This is a genomic window from Butyrivibrio proteoclasticus B316, assembly GCF_000145035.1.
Lineage (GTDB): Bacteria > Bacillota > Clostridia > Lachnospirales > Lachnospiraceae > Butyrivibrio > Butyrivibrio proteoclasticus.
Window position 1 is genome coordinate 1,428,028 of sequence record NC_014387.1, and the last position, 16,671, is coordinate 1,444,698.

Below are 16,671 nucleotides of genomic sequence, written 5' to 3' on the forward strand. Positions count from 1 at the left end.
GATTGCTTCTGGGGGTTTTAAATATGAATATTAAGGAATTACTTAAAGAAATTCTTCTTAAGGACAAAGCTTTTATCCATTTGCCGTTTGGAAATGGCAAATATGATATCTATGAGTCTGTTGTGGTCATGTGGATCATAATGGCTATACTTTTTATTGCTCTTTTAATTCTTACCCGCGATTTTAAAGTACATAATATTTCCAAAAGACAGGCTGCTATTGAATCTTTCGTGGTCTGGATAAGGAAAATAATTGGAGGATCTCTAGGTGAAAAGGGAGAGAGATACACTGACTACATAGTCAGCATACTGATTTTCCTTGGAGCGGCTAATATGATTGGCCTTCTGGGATTTATTCCTCCTACAATGGATATAAATGTTACAGCAGCTCTTGCTTTTATGAGTATTGTGCTTGTGGAGGTCGCTGCTATAAGAGAGAAGGGTGCTAAGGGATGGCTTAAGGGCTTTGCCAAGCCAATGGCCATAGTACTTCCTATGAATATTATGGAACTTGCAATCAGACCTTTGTCTCTGTGTATGCGACTTTTTGGTAATATCATTGGAGCCACAGTTATCATGGAGCTTATCAAGATGGTACTTCCGGCAGTTCTTCCGGTTCCATTCTGTCTTTATTTTGATATTTTCGACGGTCTTATTCAGGCATATGTATTTGTATTTTTAACATCACTCTATATTAACGAAGCAGTTGAGTGATGGTACCAAAATATAGCAATTCAAAAATGGAGGTAAAAAAATGGATTTAACAGCATTAGGAGCAGCAATTGCGGTATTTACAGGTATTGGAGCAGGCATTGGTATCGGCGTTGCAACTGCAAAGGCAACAGACGCAGTAGCAAGACAGCCGGAAGCTAATGGTAAGATCATGACACTTCTTATTACAGGTTGTGCGCTTGCAGAGGCTACAGCTATTTATGGCTTTATTGTAGCTATCATGATCTTGTTTACTTAATCAGGCACGAGAGGGAAGGGTACTAAGGTGTTAGAATTTAGTTTTGTAAACATTATATGTGTAATAGTAAATATACTTATTCTCTACCTGATTTTCAAAAAGTTCCTTTTTGGAAGAGTAGACAAGGTTCTTATGCAGCGCAAAGAAGAAATTGATGAGGCCACTAAGGCTGCTGATCTTGCAACTAAAAAGGCTCTTGAGACAAAAAAAGAGTACGAGGACAAGATTGCTCTTGCTGATGAGGAAAAGGAACAGATCCTGGCCGATATCAAAAAGCAGGGCTATGACGAGTATGATCGTATTGTCAATGATGCCAAGAAAAAAGGTGAGAAGATCATTACAGAAGCCAAGCATAATGCTGAGGTAGAGAATGAGAGAGCTAAGGAAGTGTATGCTGCCCAGCTCACAGATATGGTTATTGATGCTGCTTCCAAGATTGCAGCGACCAAACATAGTACACAAGACGATAGAGAACTGTATGATAAATTTATAAATGAGGCTTGAGCAGATAATGAGTGAAAAACTATTAGCGAAACTGCGATATGCCAGCACTTCTCCGACTCCGGAGCAGGTCAATGGAATAAAGGCCATGCTCTGCAAGAAGTTTAATGTCGATGACATTGAGCTTGAGCTCAGTGAAGATAAGTCTATTGGTGGTGGCTTTATTGTATCCTGCAAAAACTATGAGTATGACTGGTCTGATGCAGGAAGAGCCAAACAGCTGCGCGCAGAAATTAATAATCTCAGACGTGAACATGGTGGCAATGATGCCGGCAAGATTATTTCTATGCTCAGTGATAAGGTTGAGAATTTTGACCTTGCAGTTGAGGATAAGGAAGTCGGCAGTGTTGTCTGGGTAGGTGATGGAATTGCCAATATTGATGGCATTGAGCACGCCTTCTACGGAGAGATAATAGAATTTGAAGATGGAACCAAGGGAATGGCCCAGGATATCAGAGATGATCATATTGGGTGTATTCTGTTTGGTAATGATGCAGGAATCAGACAGGGAACCAGAGCTGTCAGAACATATAAAGAGGCTGGTATTCCTGTTGGAGAAGCTTTCATAGGAAGAGTAATTGATGCTCTTGGTGCTCCTATTGACGGGCAGGGTGATATTAAGGAATCCGGATACAGACCTGTAGAAGGACCAGCTCCAGGTATTATTGACAGACAGTCTGTTAATGAACCTATGGAAACAGGCATTTTGTCAATTGATACAATGTTCCCCATTGGACGAGGCCAGAGAGAGCTTATCATTGGCGACAGACAGACAGGTAAAACATCTATAGCTCTTGATACTATCATCAATCAAAAGGGCAAGGATGTAATCTGCATTTATGTAGCTGTAGGCCAGAAGGCATCAACCGTAGCCAAGATCATTCAGATACTTAAAAAGACAGGAGCTATGGATTATACAATTGTAGTTAGTTCTACAGCATCAGATTCAGCTCCGCTGCAGTACATAGCCCCGTATTCAGGAACTGCGATGGCCGAGTACTTCATGCATGAGGGCAAGGACGTGCTTATAGTTTACGACGATCTTTCCAAGCATGCTGTAGCTTACAGAGCGCTTTCTCTTTTGCTTGAGAGATCACCAGGTCGTGAGGCATATCCAGGAGATGTATTCTACCTTCATTCAAGACTGCTTGAGAGATCAAGTAAACTCTCTTCAGAGCTTGGAGGAGGCTCGATAACAGCGCTTCCTATCATAGAAACTCTTGCCGGAGATGTATCAGCATATATTCCTACAAATGTAATATCAATTACTGACGGACAGATATTCCTTGAAAGTGACCTTTTCTTTGAAGGAATGAGACCTGCCGTTAATGTTGGTCTGTCTGTTTCCCGTGTAGGTAGTGCTGCTCAGACTAAAGCTATGAAGAAGGCTGCAGGCAGTATAAGGGTTGATCTTGCCCAGTACAGAGAAATGGCTGTGTTTACCCAGTTCAGTTCTGATCTTGATGAGACAACCAAGAATCAGTTGGCTCACGGTAATGTATTGATGGAACTTCTCAAGCAGCCACTGGAGCATCCGCTCGCTATGCATGAGCAGGTTATTATCCTTGTTGCAGTTGGTGCTAAGCGACTTGATATGATACCTGTCAAAAAGGTCAGAGATTACAAGGAAAGACTTCTCGAGTATTTTAATACCGAGCAGGGAGAAATCTGTCAGGAACTTGAGAAAAGCGGAGATTTATCTGACCAGCTTAAGCATAAGATCATTGAAGCTGTCGATGCTTTTAACGATATCGAGAATAAAAAACTTAAAGAAGAAGTAGAAGAAATTCAGAAAAATAATCACTGAACTATTGGTGTGAATGACAAGTCATAAACAGAGGTTTGATAATTGGCAAATATCAAGGAAATTCGTGACCGCATAAATAGCGTTAACGATACTAGAAAAATTACAAATGCCATGTATCTTATTTCTTCCACTAAGCTTCGAAAAGCCAAGAAAATGCTGGATGAAACAGAACCATTTTTCTTTGCTACGCAGGCTATGATCTCGAGAGTTGTACGTCACCTTCCGGAGGGAGTTGAAAACGTATTTCTGGAATCAAGGTCTGAAATTCCGGAGCAGGACAGAAGAAGAGGCTATATCGTTTTTACAGATGATAAGGGCCTTGCCGGTGCCTATAATCATAATGTGATCAAGCTGGCAGAGGAACATATTCTTAATGATGGCGATAAATGGAAATTATTTGTTATCGGAGAAGTTGGACGATATCACTTTTTATCCAAGAACATGGATGTAGAAGAATCGTTTATGTTCACCTCCCAGAATCCTACTCTTCACAGAGCAAGGAAAATAGCAGCAGAGATTCTTGATTACTACACACGCAGAGAGATAGATGAGTTTTATTGCATCTATACAACTGTTCACAGTAATGTCTGTGAGACAAGATTTGAGAAGCTGTTACCACTTGATATCATTACGAACATTCGAAAAGAGAAGCCGGCTATAGGAACGATGCTTGAAGAATTTCTGATGGAACCGAGTCCTTCAGCTATCTTGGATAATATTGTTCCAAACTATGTAACGGGTTATATCTACGGAGCTTTGGTTGAAGCGTTTTGCTCGGTGCAGAGTTCCAGAATGATGGCGATGGATTCGGCCAACAAGAATGCTGCCAAGATGTTGGATGCTCTTCAGAGAACCTATAACAGACAGAGACAGGCTATGATCACTCAGGAAATTACTGAGGTGGCAAGTGGAGCTAAGGCACTCAAAAGAGCTAAATTGGCCAAGATGCAGAAAAGCAAAAAGAAGCAAATGCACGGCCAGGATGCAAAGATGATTGATGAAACAAGAAGATGAGGGAAAAGCCTTGAGTAATGGCAGAATTTTGCAGGTTATGGGACCTGTAGTAGATGTAAAATTTGATGATGGCGAGCTTCCATATATAACTGATGCTATGGAAGTGTATGTTGAGGACCAGAAACGAGTAATGGAGGTTTCTCAGCATATAGGAGAGGATGTTGTCAGATGCATTATGCTGTCTCCAAGTGAAGGACTTTGCAAGGATATGGTAGTTTATCCTACTGGAAGCCCTATAAGTGTTCCGGTTGGAGAACAGGTTCTCGGAAGACTGTTTAATGTTCTTGGTGATGCAATTGACAACAAAGGCGAGGTTAAATGCGAAGAAAAGTGGCAGATCCACAGAGAACCACCTAAGCTGGTTGACCAGAGCCCTGTAGTAGAAGTTTTGGAGACAGGAATTAAGGTTATAGACCTTTTGGCTCCATATGCCAAGGGTGGTAAGATAGGTCTTTTTGGAGGCGCCGGAGTTGGTAAAACAGTTCTTATCCAGGAGCTTATTCAGAATATTGCCACAGAGCATGGCGGTTATTCCATATTTACAGGTGTTGGAGAGCGTTCGAGAGAAGGTAATGATCTGTGGTCTGAAATGACTGAGTCAGGTGTTATCAACAAAACAGCCCTTGTATTTGGACAGATGAATGAGCCGCCGGGAGCACGTATGCGTGTTGCTGAGACGGGGCTTACTATGGCTGAGTATTTCAGAGATGTTAAGCATCAGGACGTTCTTTTGTTCATTGATAATATTTTTAGATTTGTACAGGCTGGTTCTGAGGTTTCATCGCTTCTTGGAAGAATGCCATCTGCTGTTGGATATCAGCCTACTCTTTCAACAGACCTTGGTGCACTTCAGGAGAGAATTGCTTCTACAAGACTTGGATCAGTAACATCCGTACAGGCTGTATATGTGCCAGCAGATGACCTTACAGATCCTGCACCTGCCACTACGTTTGCACATCTTGATGCGACGACAGTTTTGTCCAGAAAGATCGTTGAGCAGGGTATTTATCCGGCTGTAGATCCTCTTGAATCCTCAAGTAGAATTCTTGAAGAGGATGTAGTTGGCAAGGTTCACTATGAGACTGCAATGAAGGTTCAGGAAATATTGCAGAAGTACAAAGAGCTTCAGGACATCATTGCCATCCTCGGAATGGAAGAACTTAGTGATGAGGATAAGCTTACTGTTTACAGAGCTCGTAAGGTGCAGAGATTTTTGTCACAGCCTTTTCATGTAGCTGAGCAGTTTACAGGTATTCCTGGTAAGTTTGTACCGCTTGCTGAGACAATCAAGGGCTTTAAAGCTATTATTGATGGAGAGATGGATATTTATCCGGAAGCAGCTTTCTTTAATGTTGGTACAATAGATGAAGTTATTGAGAAGGCTAAGCAGATAGAGGCATAAATATGAGTGATGCAAGAGTAGCAACCTTTGGTCTTCAGGTTATTTCTGTTAATGGTATGTTCTATGATGACAGAGCTGAGGAGATCATTTTACCTCTGGATGATGGTGAACTGGCAATACTGGCCGGTCATGAGGAAATGATCCTTGCTCTTAATGACGGTGTCATCAAGATTAAAAAGCCTGGTGGAGAATGGATTTACGGTGTTGTGAGTCTGGGATCTGTTCAGGTTGCCAATAACAGATGTATTGTAATAGTTAACACTGTAGAGAGACCTGAGGATATAGATAAGAGAAGAGCCCAGGAAGCATATGAGTTTGCTATGGAGCATCTTCAGCAGAAGCAGTCGATCAAGGAGTTTAAGAAGTCTCAGGCAGGACTTGCCAGAGCTCTTACAAGGCTTAAAGCTGCTTCTAAATATTCTGACTGATATTAGGAGACATAATTTGTTTAGTAACAGAGCACATTTTTATATGATCATAATTGCGGTATGTAGTATTTTTCTTGCAGGATGTGGAAATAAGGCATCACAGGAGCTTACAGACTACAAGGCCAGCATGACGGAGTTTTACGATAAACTTTCAAGTCTGGATAATTCAATAAACAATATTGATACATCATCAGAGACTGCCAAGATTGAACTTTTGGGCTACCTCGATGAGATGAACGAAGCTTACAAGGTGATGGCTGCAACAGCTATTCCGGAAGAGTTTTCAGGAATTACAGATATTGCTGCTGAGGCTGCGGATTATATGCAGATGGCTAATGAAAGTTATCATCAGGCTTATGATGGCATTTTTGATGAAGATAGTGAGATGCTTGCATCTCAGTATTATGAAAGGGCAAATAGCAGAGTAAATGTTATGCTGCAGGTTCTCCACGGAGAAATACCGGAGGGAGACGGAGTTATAGTTACTACGCAGGAGGCAGGTCAGTTCTCTACTATAGGAGCAACCGCAGAATAAGTTCATGAAAGAAAACAGATTTTTATATGCTGCAAGGTTTATTGCCTGCCTTGCAGTCATAACTATACATACAAGGTTTCCGGGAAAATTTGGTCAGGTAATAGATGCCCTGGCCAGATTTGCGGTACCTTATTTTTTTGCAATTTCAGGTAGATTTCTTTTGGATGCTTCAGACAACTCTATAGCTTTCATCCGTATGAGAACAGGAAAAGCGCTTCTTAAACTGCTTAAGATTACTGGAATTGTATATATCATCCATCTTATTTTTTCTCTGGTAGTCAATATCTTTAATCAGATGTCGGTTTCAGAGTGGCTATCTTCCAAGTTTAATTTCGCAGAGCTTACTAATTTTGTTTTGTATAATTCCGGAAGATTTATATATGACGGCTCATATACCTTTGATCATTTATGGTATCTTTTTGCGCTTATATATGTATATGGCCTTATTTATATTTTTGCAGGAGTTTTGATAAAGTGGTACAAGGGACTTATCGGTATACTTCTTTTCTTTTTGTACCTGGGAATGCTGTTGCAGACCTATTACCCTATAAGACCATTTGGAATTAATATCTGTACCTGGTTTGTTATGAGAAACTGGTTATTTGTCGGTATTCCATTTGTGCTTATTGGAATTCTTTTTTCAGATCATATCAGAGAAATAAAAGCCACTCTTTCTCCCAAGGAGCTTGAAAAGTGGCAGGTGAGTACCGGATACAAGGCCATTGCAGGACTTGTTTTTGGCATAGTCCTCACGATAGCAGAAATTGGAATATATGGAAATAAAGAGGTTCACTTTGGATCTCTTTTTATAGTGATCAGTATTTTGTTTATGTCAGAATGCAGGATTCCATCCGGAAACTATATATGGAGAATAGGTAAAAGAGCTTCTTCAAACATTTATTATTATCATGTGCTGATCATAGCCGTGATAGATATTATGGCTCAGAAAGGTATTATCCCTTCGCTTTCAATGGGGATTAAGCCTTTGATGATAATGGCTATTTGTGTGATTTTATTCTATTTTGTTCCGGTGTATTTTGAAAAATGGTTAAAAATGTCATCTAGTAGATGATGTAATTTAAGGTTATATTTGATAGTAAAAAATAAAGGATACGACAATGACTAAGGAAGAATTTTGGGGTCTGAGTAATAATAGAATACTGTTTCTGGACGGTGCTACGGGAACGAATCTTATGAAGGCCGGAATGCCGGCAGGAGTGTGCCCTGAGAACTGGATACTTGAGCATCAGGATGTAATGATAAATCTACAGAGCAATTACGCCAAGGCAGGTGCGGACATTATATATGCCCCGACTTTTACAGGAAATAGGATAAAACTTGCGGATTATGGTCTGGGAGACCGGATAGAAGAAATCAATTCAAGTCTTGTTAAACTCACCAAAAAAGCGGCACCGGGAGTTCTTGTCGCCGGAGATATTACCATGACCGGAAGACAGCTAAGGCCCATAGGTGATCTTGACTTTGAGGAGCTTGTAGATGTTTACAAACAGCAGATCAAAATACTGGAAGCAGCAGGCTGCGATATTCTTGTTGTAGAGACTATGATGAGTCTTCAGGAGTGTAGAGCAGCACTCATAGCGGCCAAGGAAGTTACTGACCTAGCGGTTATGGTTACCCTTACCTTTGAAGCTGATGGCAGAACTCTTTATGGTTCAGATGCTGCATCAAGTGCAATCACATTAGAAGCACTTGGAGCATGTGCTATAGGCGCGAACTGTTCCACCGGACCAGATAAGATGGCGGCTATTATCAGCGATATGGCTGCTGTGACAAGTATTCCGATCATTGCCAAGCCTAATGCAGGACTTCCATCTGTTGATGAGAATGGTAATACAGAGTATGACATGGACTGTGATACCTTTGTTAAAGAGATGGAACTTTTAGTAAGTGCAGGTGCTTCTATTATAGGCGGCTGCTGCGGAACTACCCCTGATTATATAAAGGGGCTTAAAGACAGATATGGTAATGTTAAACCAAACGATATAAGAGATGGAGAGGGAAATCCTGTTCCCAGAAAGATCTGTGGCAGAAGATATCTGGCTTCTGAGAGAATGAGTCTTTCTTTTGGTCTTGATGAGAATTTTATGATAGTCGGCGAGAGAATCAATCCTACCGGCAAAAAGAAGCTTCAGGAACAGCTACGAGAAGGCAATCTTGATATGGTCTGCGATTTTGCTGCCAATCAGGAAAAAGAGGGAGCTTCTATTCTTGATATAAACGTTGGAATGAGCGGAATTGATGAAAAAGAAATGATGCTCAAAGTTATGGAAGAAGTTATGTCCATTACTGACCTTCCTCTCTGCATTGATACAAGTAGTGCAGAAGTTATGGAAGCAGCCCTTCGTCTTTATCCCGGACGAGCTCTTATGAATTCAATTTCTCTTGAAAAGGGTAAGGCTGAAAAGTTCCTTCCTCTTGCCAAAAAGTATGGGGCTATGTTTATTCTTTTGCCACTTGCTGAAGCTCTTCCCAAGGATAGTCAGGAGAAGATAGATAATATCAATACAATTTATGAAATGGCCACAAAACTTGGGATGAATAAAGAGGATATCGTTGTTGACGGACTTGTTGCAACGGTAGGTGCTGATCCAAACGCGGCGATCAATACGCTTGATACTATAGGATATTGCCATGAGAACAGCTATGCAACTATCTGTGGCCTTTCCAATATTTCTTTTGGCCTTCCTCAGAGAAGCAACGTTAACACAGCCTTCCTTACGATGGCGATTGCAAGAGGCCTTACAATGGCAATTGCTAATCCTTCGCAGGAAATGTTGGTAAATGCAGCATTTGCTTCAGACCTTCTTCGTAAAAAAGAAGGCGCTGACGTAAGATATATAACAAGAATGGAGCGCTATGCAGATCAAAACTCTGCAAATAGTGCAGCTCAGAACGTATCTTCATCCAAAGCTGTTTTGGAAAACGATAATATTCTTGATATAATTAAGAAAGATGTACTTACAGGAAACAAGAGAGGAATTGTTAAGGATACTGAGAAAGCTGTTAAAGAAGGCAATTCCCCAAGACAAATTCTTGATGAGATACTTATGCCTGCAATTAATGAAGTAGGAGATCTCTTTGATAAGGGCAAATACTTCCTTCCTCAGCTGATAGCAGGTGCTGAGGCGATGAAGCTTTCAATCGGATATCTGGAGCCTCTTTTAAAAGAGGGGGCTGACTCAGGAGAAAAGCTTCCTTCTATCGTGATAGCTACTGTTCATGGAGATATCCATGATATTGGCAAGAACCTTGTGGCTCTTATGCTCAAGAACTACGGCTTTAATGTTATCGATCTTGGCAAGGATGTGCCAAGAGAGGAAATCATTAAGGCTGCCAGGAAATATGATGCTAAGATAATTGCGCTTTCTGCGCTTATGACTACTACGATGAAGGAAATGAAAAATGTAGTAGACCTGGCCCACGCGGAAAACCTTGATGCCAAGATCATAATCGGCGGCGCAGTAGTGACTCAGGATTATGCAGATGAGATTGGAGCGGATGGCTACTCTTCTGATGCAGCCGATGCGGTAAGAGTTGTCAAGAATATACTCGGAATAGAATAAAACTGGAGGAACCTATGACAGGGGCAGAAGTAATCGTAAGATGTTTGGAAAAAGAGAACACCAAGGTTATTTTTGGTTATTCAGGTGTTGCTATAGATCCTTTTTGGAATAAGATTCTTGATTCTAAGATAAAAAGAGTGCTTGTTCGTACTGAGCAAAATGCAGCTCATCTTGCAAGCGGCTATGCCAGAATAAGTGGGGGAGTCGGAGTGTGTGCTGTTACTTCCGGCCCGGGTGCTACGAACCTTATCACGGGTATAGCAACTGCATATGCTGACAGTATTCCGCTTGTTGCTATTACAGGGCAGGTCAACAGCGATATGATAGGAAGTGACGTTTTCCAGGAAGCTGATATTACAGGTGCTGTAGAGTCTTTTGTTAAGTATAGTTATCTGGTAAGAGATGTTAATGACCTTCCGAAAATAATCAAAGAAGCTTTTTACATTGCCAGTACAGGCAGGAGAGGTCCTGTTCTTATTGATATTCCATTTGATATTCAAAATGCAGAATACAAAGACAAGTTTGCTTATCCGGAATCTATTTCTATGCGAAGCTACAAGCCTACCGTAAAGGGAAATATGGCTCAGATCAAAAAAGTCATCAAAGAGGTTGAAAAGGCCAAAAGACCTATTATCTGCGTGGGAGGTGGAGTGCACCTAAGTCAGGCAACAATGGAAATCAGGAAGTTTGCTGAACTTAACAGCGTTCCTGTTGTATCTACCATGATGGGAATAGGCGTTATGCCATCTGACCATCCGCTTTTCTTTGGTATGGTTGGAAACAATGGTCAGCCCTTTGCTAACAGGGCTATGAATGAGTCGGATCTCCTTCTAATGGTAGGAGCAAGAGTTGCAGACAGAGCGGTCAACAGACCGGACCTTATTACAGAGAATAAGGTAATGGTTCATATTGACGTTGACCCGGCTGAAATTGGTAAAAACGTCGGACCTACTATTCCTCTTGTTGGTGATATCAAGAATATTTTCCAGGATTTTCTTGAACAGGATGAGCATGCTGATGATCACAGCGACTGGCTTGCTACTCTTAATAAATATAAAAACGAGATGGCCTCTGAGAGGGTGCCACGCGATGATGATTATGTGGAACCTAAGGATTTTATGACAAAACTCTCAGCAGCAGTAAATGATGATGCAATCTATGTTGCAGATGTAGGGCAGAACCAGATGTGGTCCTGTGCTTACTACAAGGTTAGAAACGGCAGATTTCTGACATCAGGCGGAATGGGAACAATGGGATACTCTATTCCGGCAGCAATGGGAGCTAAGCTTGCTGCTCCTGACAAGCAAGTGCTTGCTGTCATCGGAGACGGAGCTTTCCAGATGTCTATGATGGAGCTTGCCACCATGAGACAGTATGGCATTAACATCAAGATAATCGTTATGAAGAACGGCTTTCTTGGTATGGTGAGAGAACATCAGCATTATGCTTATGATGATAACTACAGCATGGTAGAGCTTAAGGGAGATCCGGATCTTTCCCTCATAGCAGCTGCCTACGATATGGAATACATGAAAGTTACAGGGGATGATAGTATAGAGAACAAGCTCAAAGAATTCTTCTCAGATGACAATGCAGCTATTATGGAAGTTCGCGTAGACCCTATGGAACTTGTTAAATATTAAATGTCAGAAAACTGGAGTGGCGAAAAATGCGTAGAATTTATTCAGTACTGGTTGAGAACAGAGCCGGTGTTCTTTCTAAAGTGGCAGGTCTTTTTTCCAGGAGAAACTTTAATATAGATTCTCTGGTTGTAGGTGAAACTGCTGATAAGGGAATATCTGCCATGACCATTGTTTCCAGCGGTGATGAGCGTACAATAGAGCAGATTGAGAAACAGCTCAATAAGAAAATTGATGTCATCAAGGTTAAGACCTTTAAGGAGAGCATGTCCATAAACAGAGAACTGATGCTCATTAAGGTTAAATATAACAGAGACAACAGACGTGATATCATGGAGAACTGTGAGATCATGAATGCTCAGATTGTTGATATGTCCAAGAATCTTATGATGATACAGATATGCGATACTTCAGAGAGGATTGAGCTTTTCATTGAAATGCTCAAAAGTGTCAGCATAGTAGAAATTGCAAGAACAGGGACAGTTGCGCTTACCAAGTGCAAGGAGCAGTGACTATATAATTGACATAGTGAATTTTCAAGTGGATTTTTTTGTCATTCTGATACAAATGACAAGATAATCCACTTTTGCTATACCAGGCCCATTTGATAAAATGATGCATATGAAAAAAGGTAATGAGGATATATATCAAAAAAGAATAAACAGACAGTATCTGACTCTTGTCTTTACCCTTGTGTTTGTAGTAACTACTCTTATTGCAGGGTCTTTGTATTTCAGATTCTACAGAGCAGGGATAACAGGCAAGGCGGAGGGCAATGAATACGAGCAGTATTATGTGATGATCACAGACAACTACAAGTCGGATTTCTGGCAGTCTGTATACAGATCAGCGCTTGAATTTGCCAAAGAGAACAATATTTATGTGGATCTTTTGGGAGAGAATCTTTCGGGGGATTATTCCTGTGAGGAGCTGATGCGAATAGCAATAGCATCCAGAGTAGATGGAATAATCGTCTATGCCAGTGAGGCAGTATCCATGACTAATCTGATCGATGAGGCGGTCAGGAGCGGAATACCTGTGGTGACTCTGTATGGTGACAGTACGCATTCAGACAGGATCAGTTTTGTTGGCGTTGGCGGCTATAGTGTAGGTAAGCTATATGGCAAGCAGATAGTCAGGATCATCAAGGAGAACAGAAGGCAGGAGCTTCTGGAATCAGAAACGATAGGGGACAGGACCAAGATCCAGATAGCTGCTTTAGCAAATTCTGATACTCTTGATGCCGGACAGAACATCATCATATCGTCAATGCAGGATACGATCAGACAGGAAAATGCTACGGATTCTGAGTTTGAGGTTTCAATTGTAACTGTCGATAATACTAATACCTTCTCAGTAGAGGAATCGATCAGAGATATTTTTATGCAAAAAGATGTCCCTGATGTAATAGTGTGCCTTAATGAGCAGAGCACAGTCTGCGCTTATCAGGCAGTTGTAGACTACAATATGGTTGGAGATGTCAATGTCCTTGGTTACTATGATTCGGAAGAAATAATCAAGGCAATTGACAGAGGAGTTATTTTTGCGACCATTTCTATTGATACTGATCAGCTGGGGACATACAGTATTCAGGCGCTGATGGACTATTATGAATATGGAAATACAAGTGAATATTACACTGCAGATATAACACTTATTGATAAAGATAATGTATATGAGTTCAAAAAACAGGAGGAGCAGGATGAATAGATTTTTTAACAGCTCTCTCCAGACCAAGATCATAAGTGTTTGTGTGTTTGCTAATGTAATTATCTTTGTGGTAAACATTTTTCTTTTGCTGGGAATTAACAGTATGTCCAATGATATGGACATGGTATATCAGGATAACAGGGCACTTAATGAGCTTACCAAAGCTCTTGATGAAGTTCAGGACTCGATGACTCTTTATCTTAGTTCCAAGACAAGTGATTCCCTGGAAAACTACTATATAAGTGCCCAGAAATTAACGAATCTATCAGGTGAGCTTGATGATAAGATAACTGACCTTTCTTATAACCGAATGGAAAGAAATATCAAGTACATGACAGGCAATTATCTTGGTGAGGTTGAGAAGACTATAGATACCAAGAGAGGCAGAAACGTCGAAAAATACAGAGCCTATTATGAGAAGTCCACAGAACTGTATAAGGATATCAAGGCCTATCTTACCAGCCTTAACCTTGAGCTTTTTGTATCCAATTCAGAGAGCTTTAACACTCTTATCAAGGCCTTTAGATACTTTGAAGTAGTCGCTGTCGGAGTCATGTTCATTGTAATGATAGGCAACGTGTTTATTATTACAAGCTTTGTTAAGACTATCATTTTACCGCTTAAGAAGTTATCTGACTCAGCGGATGAAGTTGCAGACGGTAATTTTGATATCGTTCTTCCTACAGCCCATTACAACGACGAGATAGGCATTGTTATTGGTGCCTTTAACAAGATGGTCATCAGTATCAAGGACTATATCGAGAAACTTAGAGAGAGCCTTGAGAAAGAGAAAGATATGCAGGAAAAAGAGCTTACAATGGAAGCTCACCTCAAGGATGCCCAGCTTAAGTACCTTAAGGCTCAGATAAATCCGCATTTTCTTTTTAATACCCTTAATGCCGGGGCTCAGCTTGCCATGATGGAAGGCGCTGACAGAACTTATGAGTATGTTCAGACTGTGGCTGATTTCTTCAGGTATAATGTCAAAAACCGTCAGGATACAGTTAATGTCCGCGAAGAAGTTACTCTTGTCGACAACTATATCAGGATACTTAATGTAAGGTTCTCAGGGGATATTGGCTATGACAAGCAGGTAGATGAGAGGCTCCTTGACCACAAGATGCCCAGTATGATCCTGCAGCCTATTGTTGAGAATGCTGTTAATCATGGAATAAGAGAAATGGCAGGGGATGGCAGGATCCTTCTTAAGGTTTACAGGGAAGATGACAATCTTTGTATCAGCGTTATAGATAACGGCAAGGGAATGGATGAAAAGACCATAGAAGAGATTCTCTCCGGAACCAGAAATCCTGATGAGAACAGCTATGACAACAACGGCATTGGAATGGACAATGTTATATCAAGACTTCGCCTGTTCGCAGGAAGAAGAGATGTTATCAGTATAAAGAGTGAAGGTGAAAACAAGGGGTGCGAGATAAAACTGAGCATTCCCCTTGAGGAGAATTAGTAAATGTATAGGGTAATGCTTGCAGATGATGAAGGAATCGTGATTGATTCTACTAAGTTTATTATAGAAAAAGAATTCGGAAATACATGTCAGGTGGAGTTTGCCAAGTCGGGGCGAAAGATGATAGAGCTTGCTGAGACTTTCAGACCGGATATAGCAATTGTAGATATCCATATGCCCGGTATAAATGGTATTGATGCCATCAGAGAGATGCAGAGATTTAGCAGTAATACAGTATTTATAGTAATGTCTGCCTATGACAAATTTGATTACGCCAAGGAAGCCATTAAGCTTGGAGTTCTTGAATATATTACCAAGCCCATGGATAAGACCAAGGTTATAAGTGTTCTTAAAAAGGCAATGGAGCAGATAGATTCAGACAGGGAAAAGAGGAGCAATGAACTTCTCATTAAAGAAAAACTGGAGACTGTAGAACCTATTATAGAGAACGGACTTATTTATGACATTCTTTTGCAGGAGCATTTCGAGGAAGATATAGACAATTACAGAACTATTCTGGGAATAGAGGAAAGCTATGGATACATGATGGCGATAGTATGCGGAGATTCTCAGGAAGGAAATCACATGACTAATGCTATCGGAAGTTCTGTCAAGATCTCCGGTAAGTATCAGGAAATAAGAGAAGGGGTCAAGAACTTCTTTGATTGCAAGATAGGTAATGTAATGGCTAATAAAATAGCTGTCCTGATTCCTCAAAAAGAGCCGCAGATGGAACTGGGACTTCGCTCAGAGCTTATAGACAGAGCAAGGGAAATGGCCAGATATCTCAGAAAGAAGACGGATATCAGCTTTAGAGTAGGTATTGGAGGAGTTAAGCCTTTAAAGGAACTTGGAGATTCTTACAAGGAAGCTCTTAATGCACTGATAGCTACAACCGGATCAGTAGCTCATGCAGATGACCTTACAATTAATTGCGATTATGAGGATGGATATCCTAAGGCTCTTGAGAAGCCTCTTTTTGAAGCCGTAGGTAAAGGCGATCTTAATGAGACCAGAGTTATAGCTGAGAAGTATGCTGACTGGATGTGCCAGAAGGCAGCAGATGGTGATCTTATGTCGATGAGACTCAAGGTTTTGGAGTTTTCACTTTATGCAGAACATCTTGCTTATCAAAATGGTGGTCAGACCTACAGATATTCCAGCAGGAACAATTATCTTCCTGAAATAATGGCTCTAGAAACTCCTATGGAGATAAGAGAATGGTTTATTTCCAAGGTTATGGCGGCCTGTAGCGATGTCATCAGTAAGAGACAGGAACGCTCAGGTAATATCATCAAGACTGCCAAGGATTATATTGATGCACATTTTGACAAGGATATTTCTTTGGACGATGTATCAAAGGTAGTAAATATTTCACCATATTATTTCAGTAAGATTTTTAAGGAAGAGAGCGGACTTAATTTTATTGAGTATCTGACTAACATCAGAATAGAAAAAGCCAAGAACCTATTGGAGAATTCTAATTTGTCCGTTAAAGAAATATGTATATCCTGTGGCTATTCGGACCCTAATTATTTTAGCCGCAGCTTCAAGAAAAATGTGGGAGTTACACCAACAGAATATAAAGACAGATTTTAAGTGGGGCAAAGGGT

15 protein-coding genes are annotated in these 16,671 nt (G+C 40.7%); all 15 read left to right on the forward strand.

Annotation, left to right across the window (positions count from 1 at the left end):
- The first annotated feature begins 23 nt into the window (after positions 1 to 23).
- The 15 genes from BPR_RS05895 to BPR_RS05965 all read left to right on the forward strand — a co-directional run bounded on the left by BPR_RS05895 (position 24) and on the right by BPR_RS05965 (position 16,657).
- Positions 24 to 713: a F0F1 ATP synthase subunit A gene (locus tag BPR_RS05895; RefSeq protein ID WP_042256660.1), complete on the forward strand. Its 690-nt coding sequence runs from the start codon at positions 24 to 26 to the stop codon at positions 711 to 713.
- A 40-nt stretch (positions 714 to 753) separates the two neighbouring features.
- The gene (gene atpE, locus BPR_RS05900; RefSeq protein ID WP_013280552.1) at positions 754 to 969 is read left to right on the forward strand and encodes an ATP synthase F0 subunit C; all 216 of its coding nucleotides are present in this window, start codon (positions 754 to 756) and stop codon (positions 967 to 969) included.
- A gap of 27 nt (positions 970 to 996) precedes the next feature.
- Complete coding sequence (locus BPR_RS05905) at positions 997 to 1,473, forward strand: ATP synthase F0 subunit B (RefSeq protein WP_013280553.1); 477 nt, start codon at positions 997 to 999, stop codon at positions 1,471 to 1,473.
- Positions 1,474 to 1,480: 7 nt separating this feature from the next.
- On the forward strand, positions 1,481 to 3,277 hold the full coding sequence (gene atpA / locus BPR_RS05910; protein WP_322786859.1) for a F0F1 ATP synthase subunit alpha: 1,797 nt from the start codon (positions 1,481 to 1,483) through the stop codon (positions 3,275 to 3,277).
- A 42-nt stretch (positions 3,278 to 3,319) separates the two neighbouring features.
- Entirely contained in the window at positions 3,320 to 4,291 is a 972-nt protein-coding gene (gene atpG / locus BPR_RS05915) for an ATP synthase F1 subunit gamma (RefSeq protein WP_013280555.1), read from the forward strand.
- A gap of 10 nt (positions 4,292 to 4,301) precedes the next feature.
- On the forward strand, positions 4,302 to 5,693 hold the full coding sequence (gene atpD, locus BPR_RS05920; RefSeq protein WP_013280556.1) for a F0F1 ATP synthase subunit beta: 1,392 nt from the start codon (positions 4,302 to 4,304) through the stop codon (positions 5,691 to 5,693).
- A 2-nt stretch (positions 5,694 to 5,695) separates the two neighbouring features.
- Positions 5,696 to 6,121: an ATP synthase F1 subunit epsilon gene (gene atpC, locus BPR_RS05925; protein ID WP_013280557.1), complete on the forward strand. Its 426-nt coding sequence runs from the start codon at positions 5,696 to 5,698 to the stop codon at positions 6,119 to 6,121.
- A gap of 16 nt (positions 6,122 to 6,137) precedes the next feature.
- Positions 6,138 to 6,656: a hypothetical protein gene (locus tag BPR_RS05930; RefSeq protein ID WP_026662676.1), complete on the forward strand. Its 519-nt coding sequence runs from the start codon at positions 6,138 to 6,140 to the stop codon at positions 6,654 to 6,656.
- A gap of 4 nt (positions 6,657 to 6,660) precedes the next feature.
- Complete coding sequence (locus BPR_RS05935; protein WP_013280559.1) at positions 6,661 to 7,728, forward strand: acyltransferase family protein; 1,068 nt, start codon at positions 6,661 to 6,663, stop codon at positions 7,726 to 7,728.
- Positions 7,729 to 7,774: 46 nt separating this feature from the next.
- Entirely contained in the window at positions 7,775 to 10,240 is a 2,466-nt protein-coding gene (locus BPR_RS05940; RefSeq protein ID WP_013280560.1) for a homocysteine S-methyltransferase family protein, read from the forward strand.
- 14 nt (positions 10,241 to 10,254) lie between these two features.
- Positions 10,255 to 11,883 carry a biosynthetic-type acetolactate synthase large subunit gene (gene ilvB / locus BPR_RS05945; RefSeq protein WP_013280561.1) on the forward strand — a complete coding sequence of 543 codons (1,629 nt, stop codon included), beginning with the start codon at positions 10,255 to 10,257 and terminating at the stop codon, positions 11,881 to 11,883.
- Positions 11,884 to 11,909: 26 nt separating this feature from the next.
- Positions 11,910 to 12,392 carry an acetolactate synthase small subunit gene (gene ilvN, locus BPR_RS05950; protein WP_013280562.1) on the forward strand — a complete coding sequence of 161 codons (483 nt, stop codon included), beginning with the start codon at positions 11,910 to 11,912 and terminating at the stop codon, positions 12,390 to 12,392.
- A 109-nt stretch (positions 12,393 to 12,501) separates the two neighbouring features.
- The gene (locus BPR_RS05955; RefSeq protein WP_042256664.1) at positions 12,502 to 13,590 is read left to right on the forward strand and encodes a sugar ABC transporter substrate-binding protein; all 1,089 of its coding nucleotides are present in this window, start codon (positions 12,502 to 12,504) and stop codon (positions 13,588 to 13,590) included.
- The gene (locus BPR_RS05960; protein ID WP_167531153.1) at positions 13,583 to 15,058 is read left to right on the forward strand and encodes a sensor histidine kinase; all 1,476 of its coding nucleotides are present in this window, start codon (positions 13,583 to 13,585) and stop codon (positions 15,056 to 15,058) included. Before BPR_RS05955 ends, BPR_RS05960 begins: the two co-directional genes overlap by 8 nt.
- Positions 15,059 to 15,061: 3 nt before the next feature.
- A complete protein-coding gene (locus BPR_RS05965; RefSeq protein ID WP_013280565.1) occupies positions 15,062 to 16,657 on the forward strand; it encodes a response regulator transcription factor in 1,596 nt (531 codons plus the stop codon).
- Positions 16,658 to 16,671 lie beyond the last annotated feature (14 nt).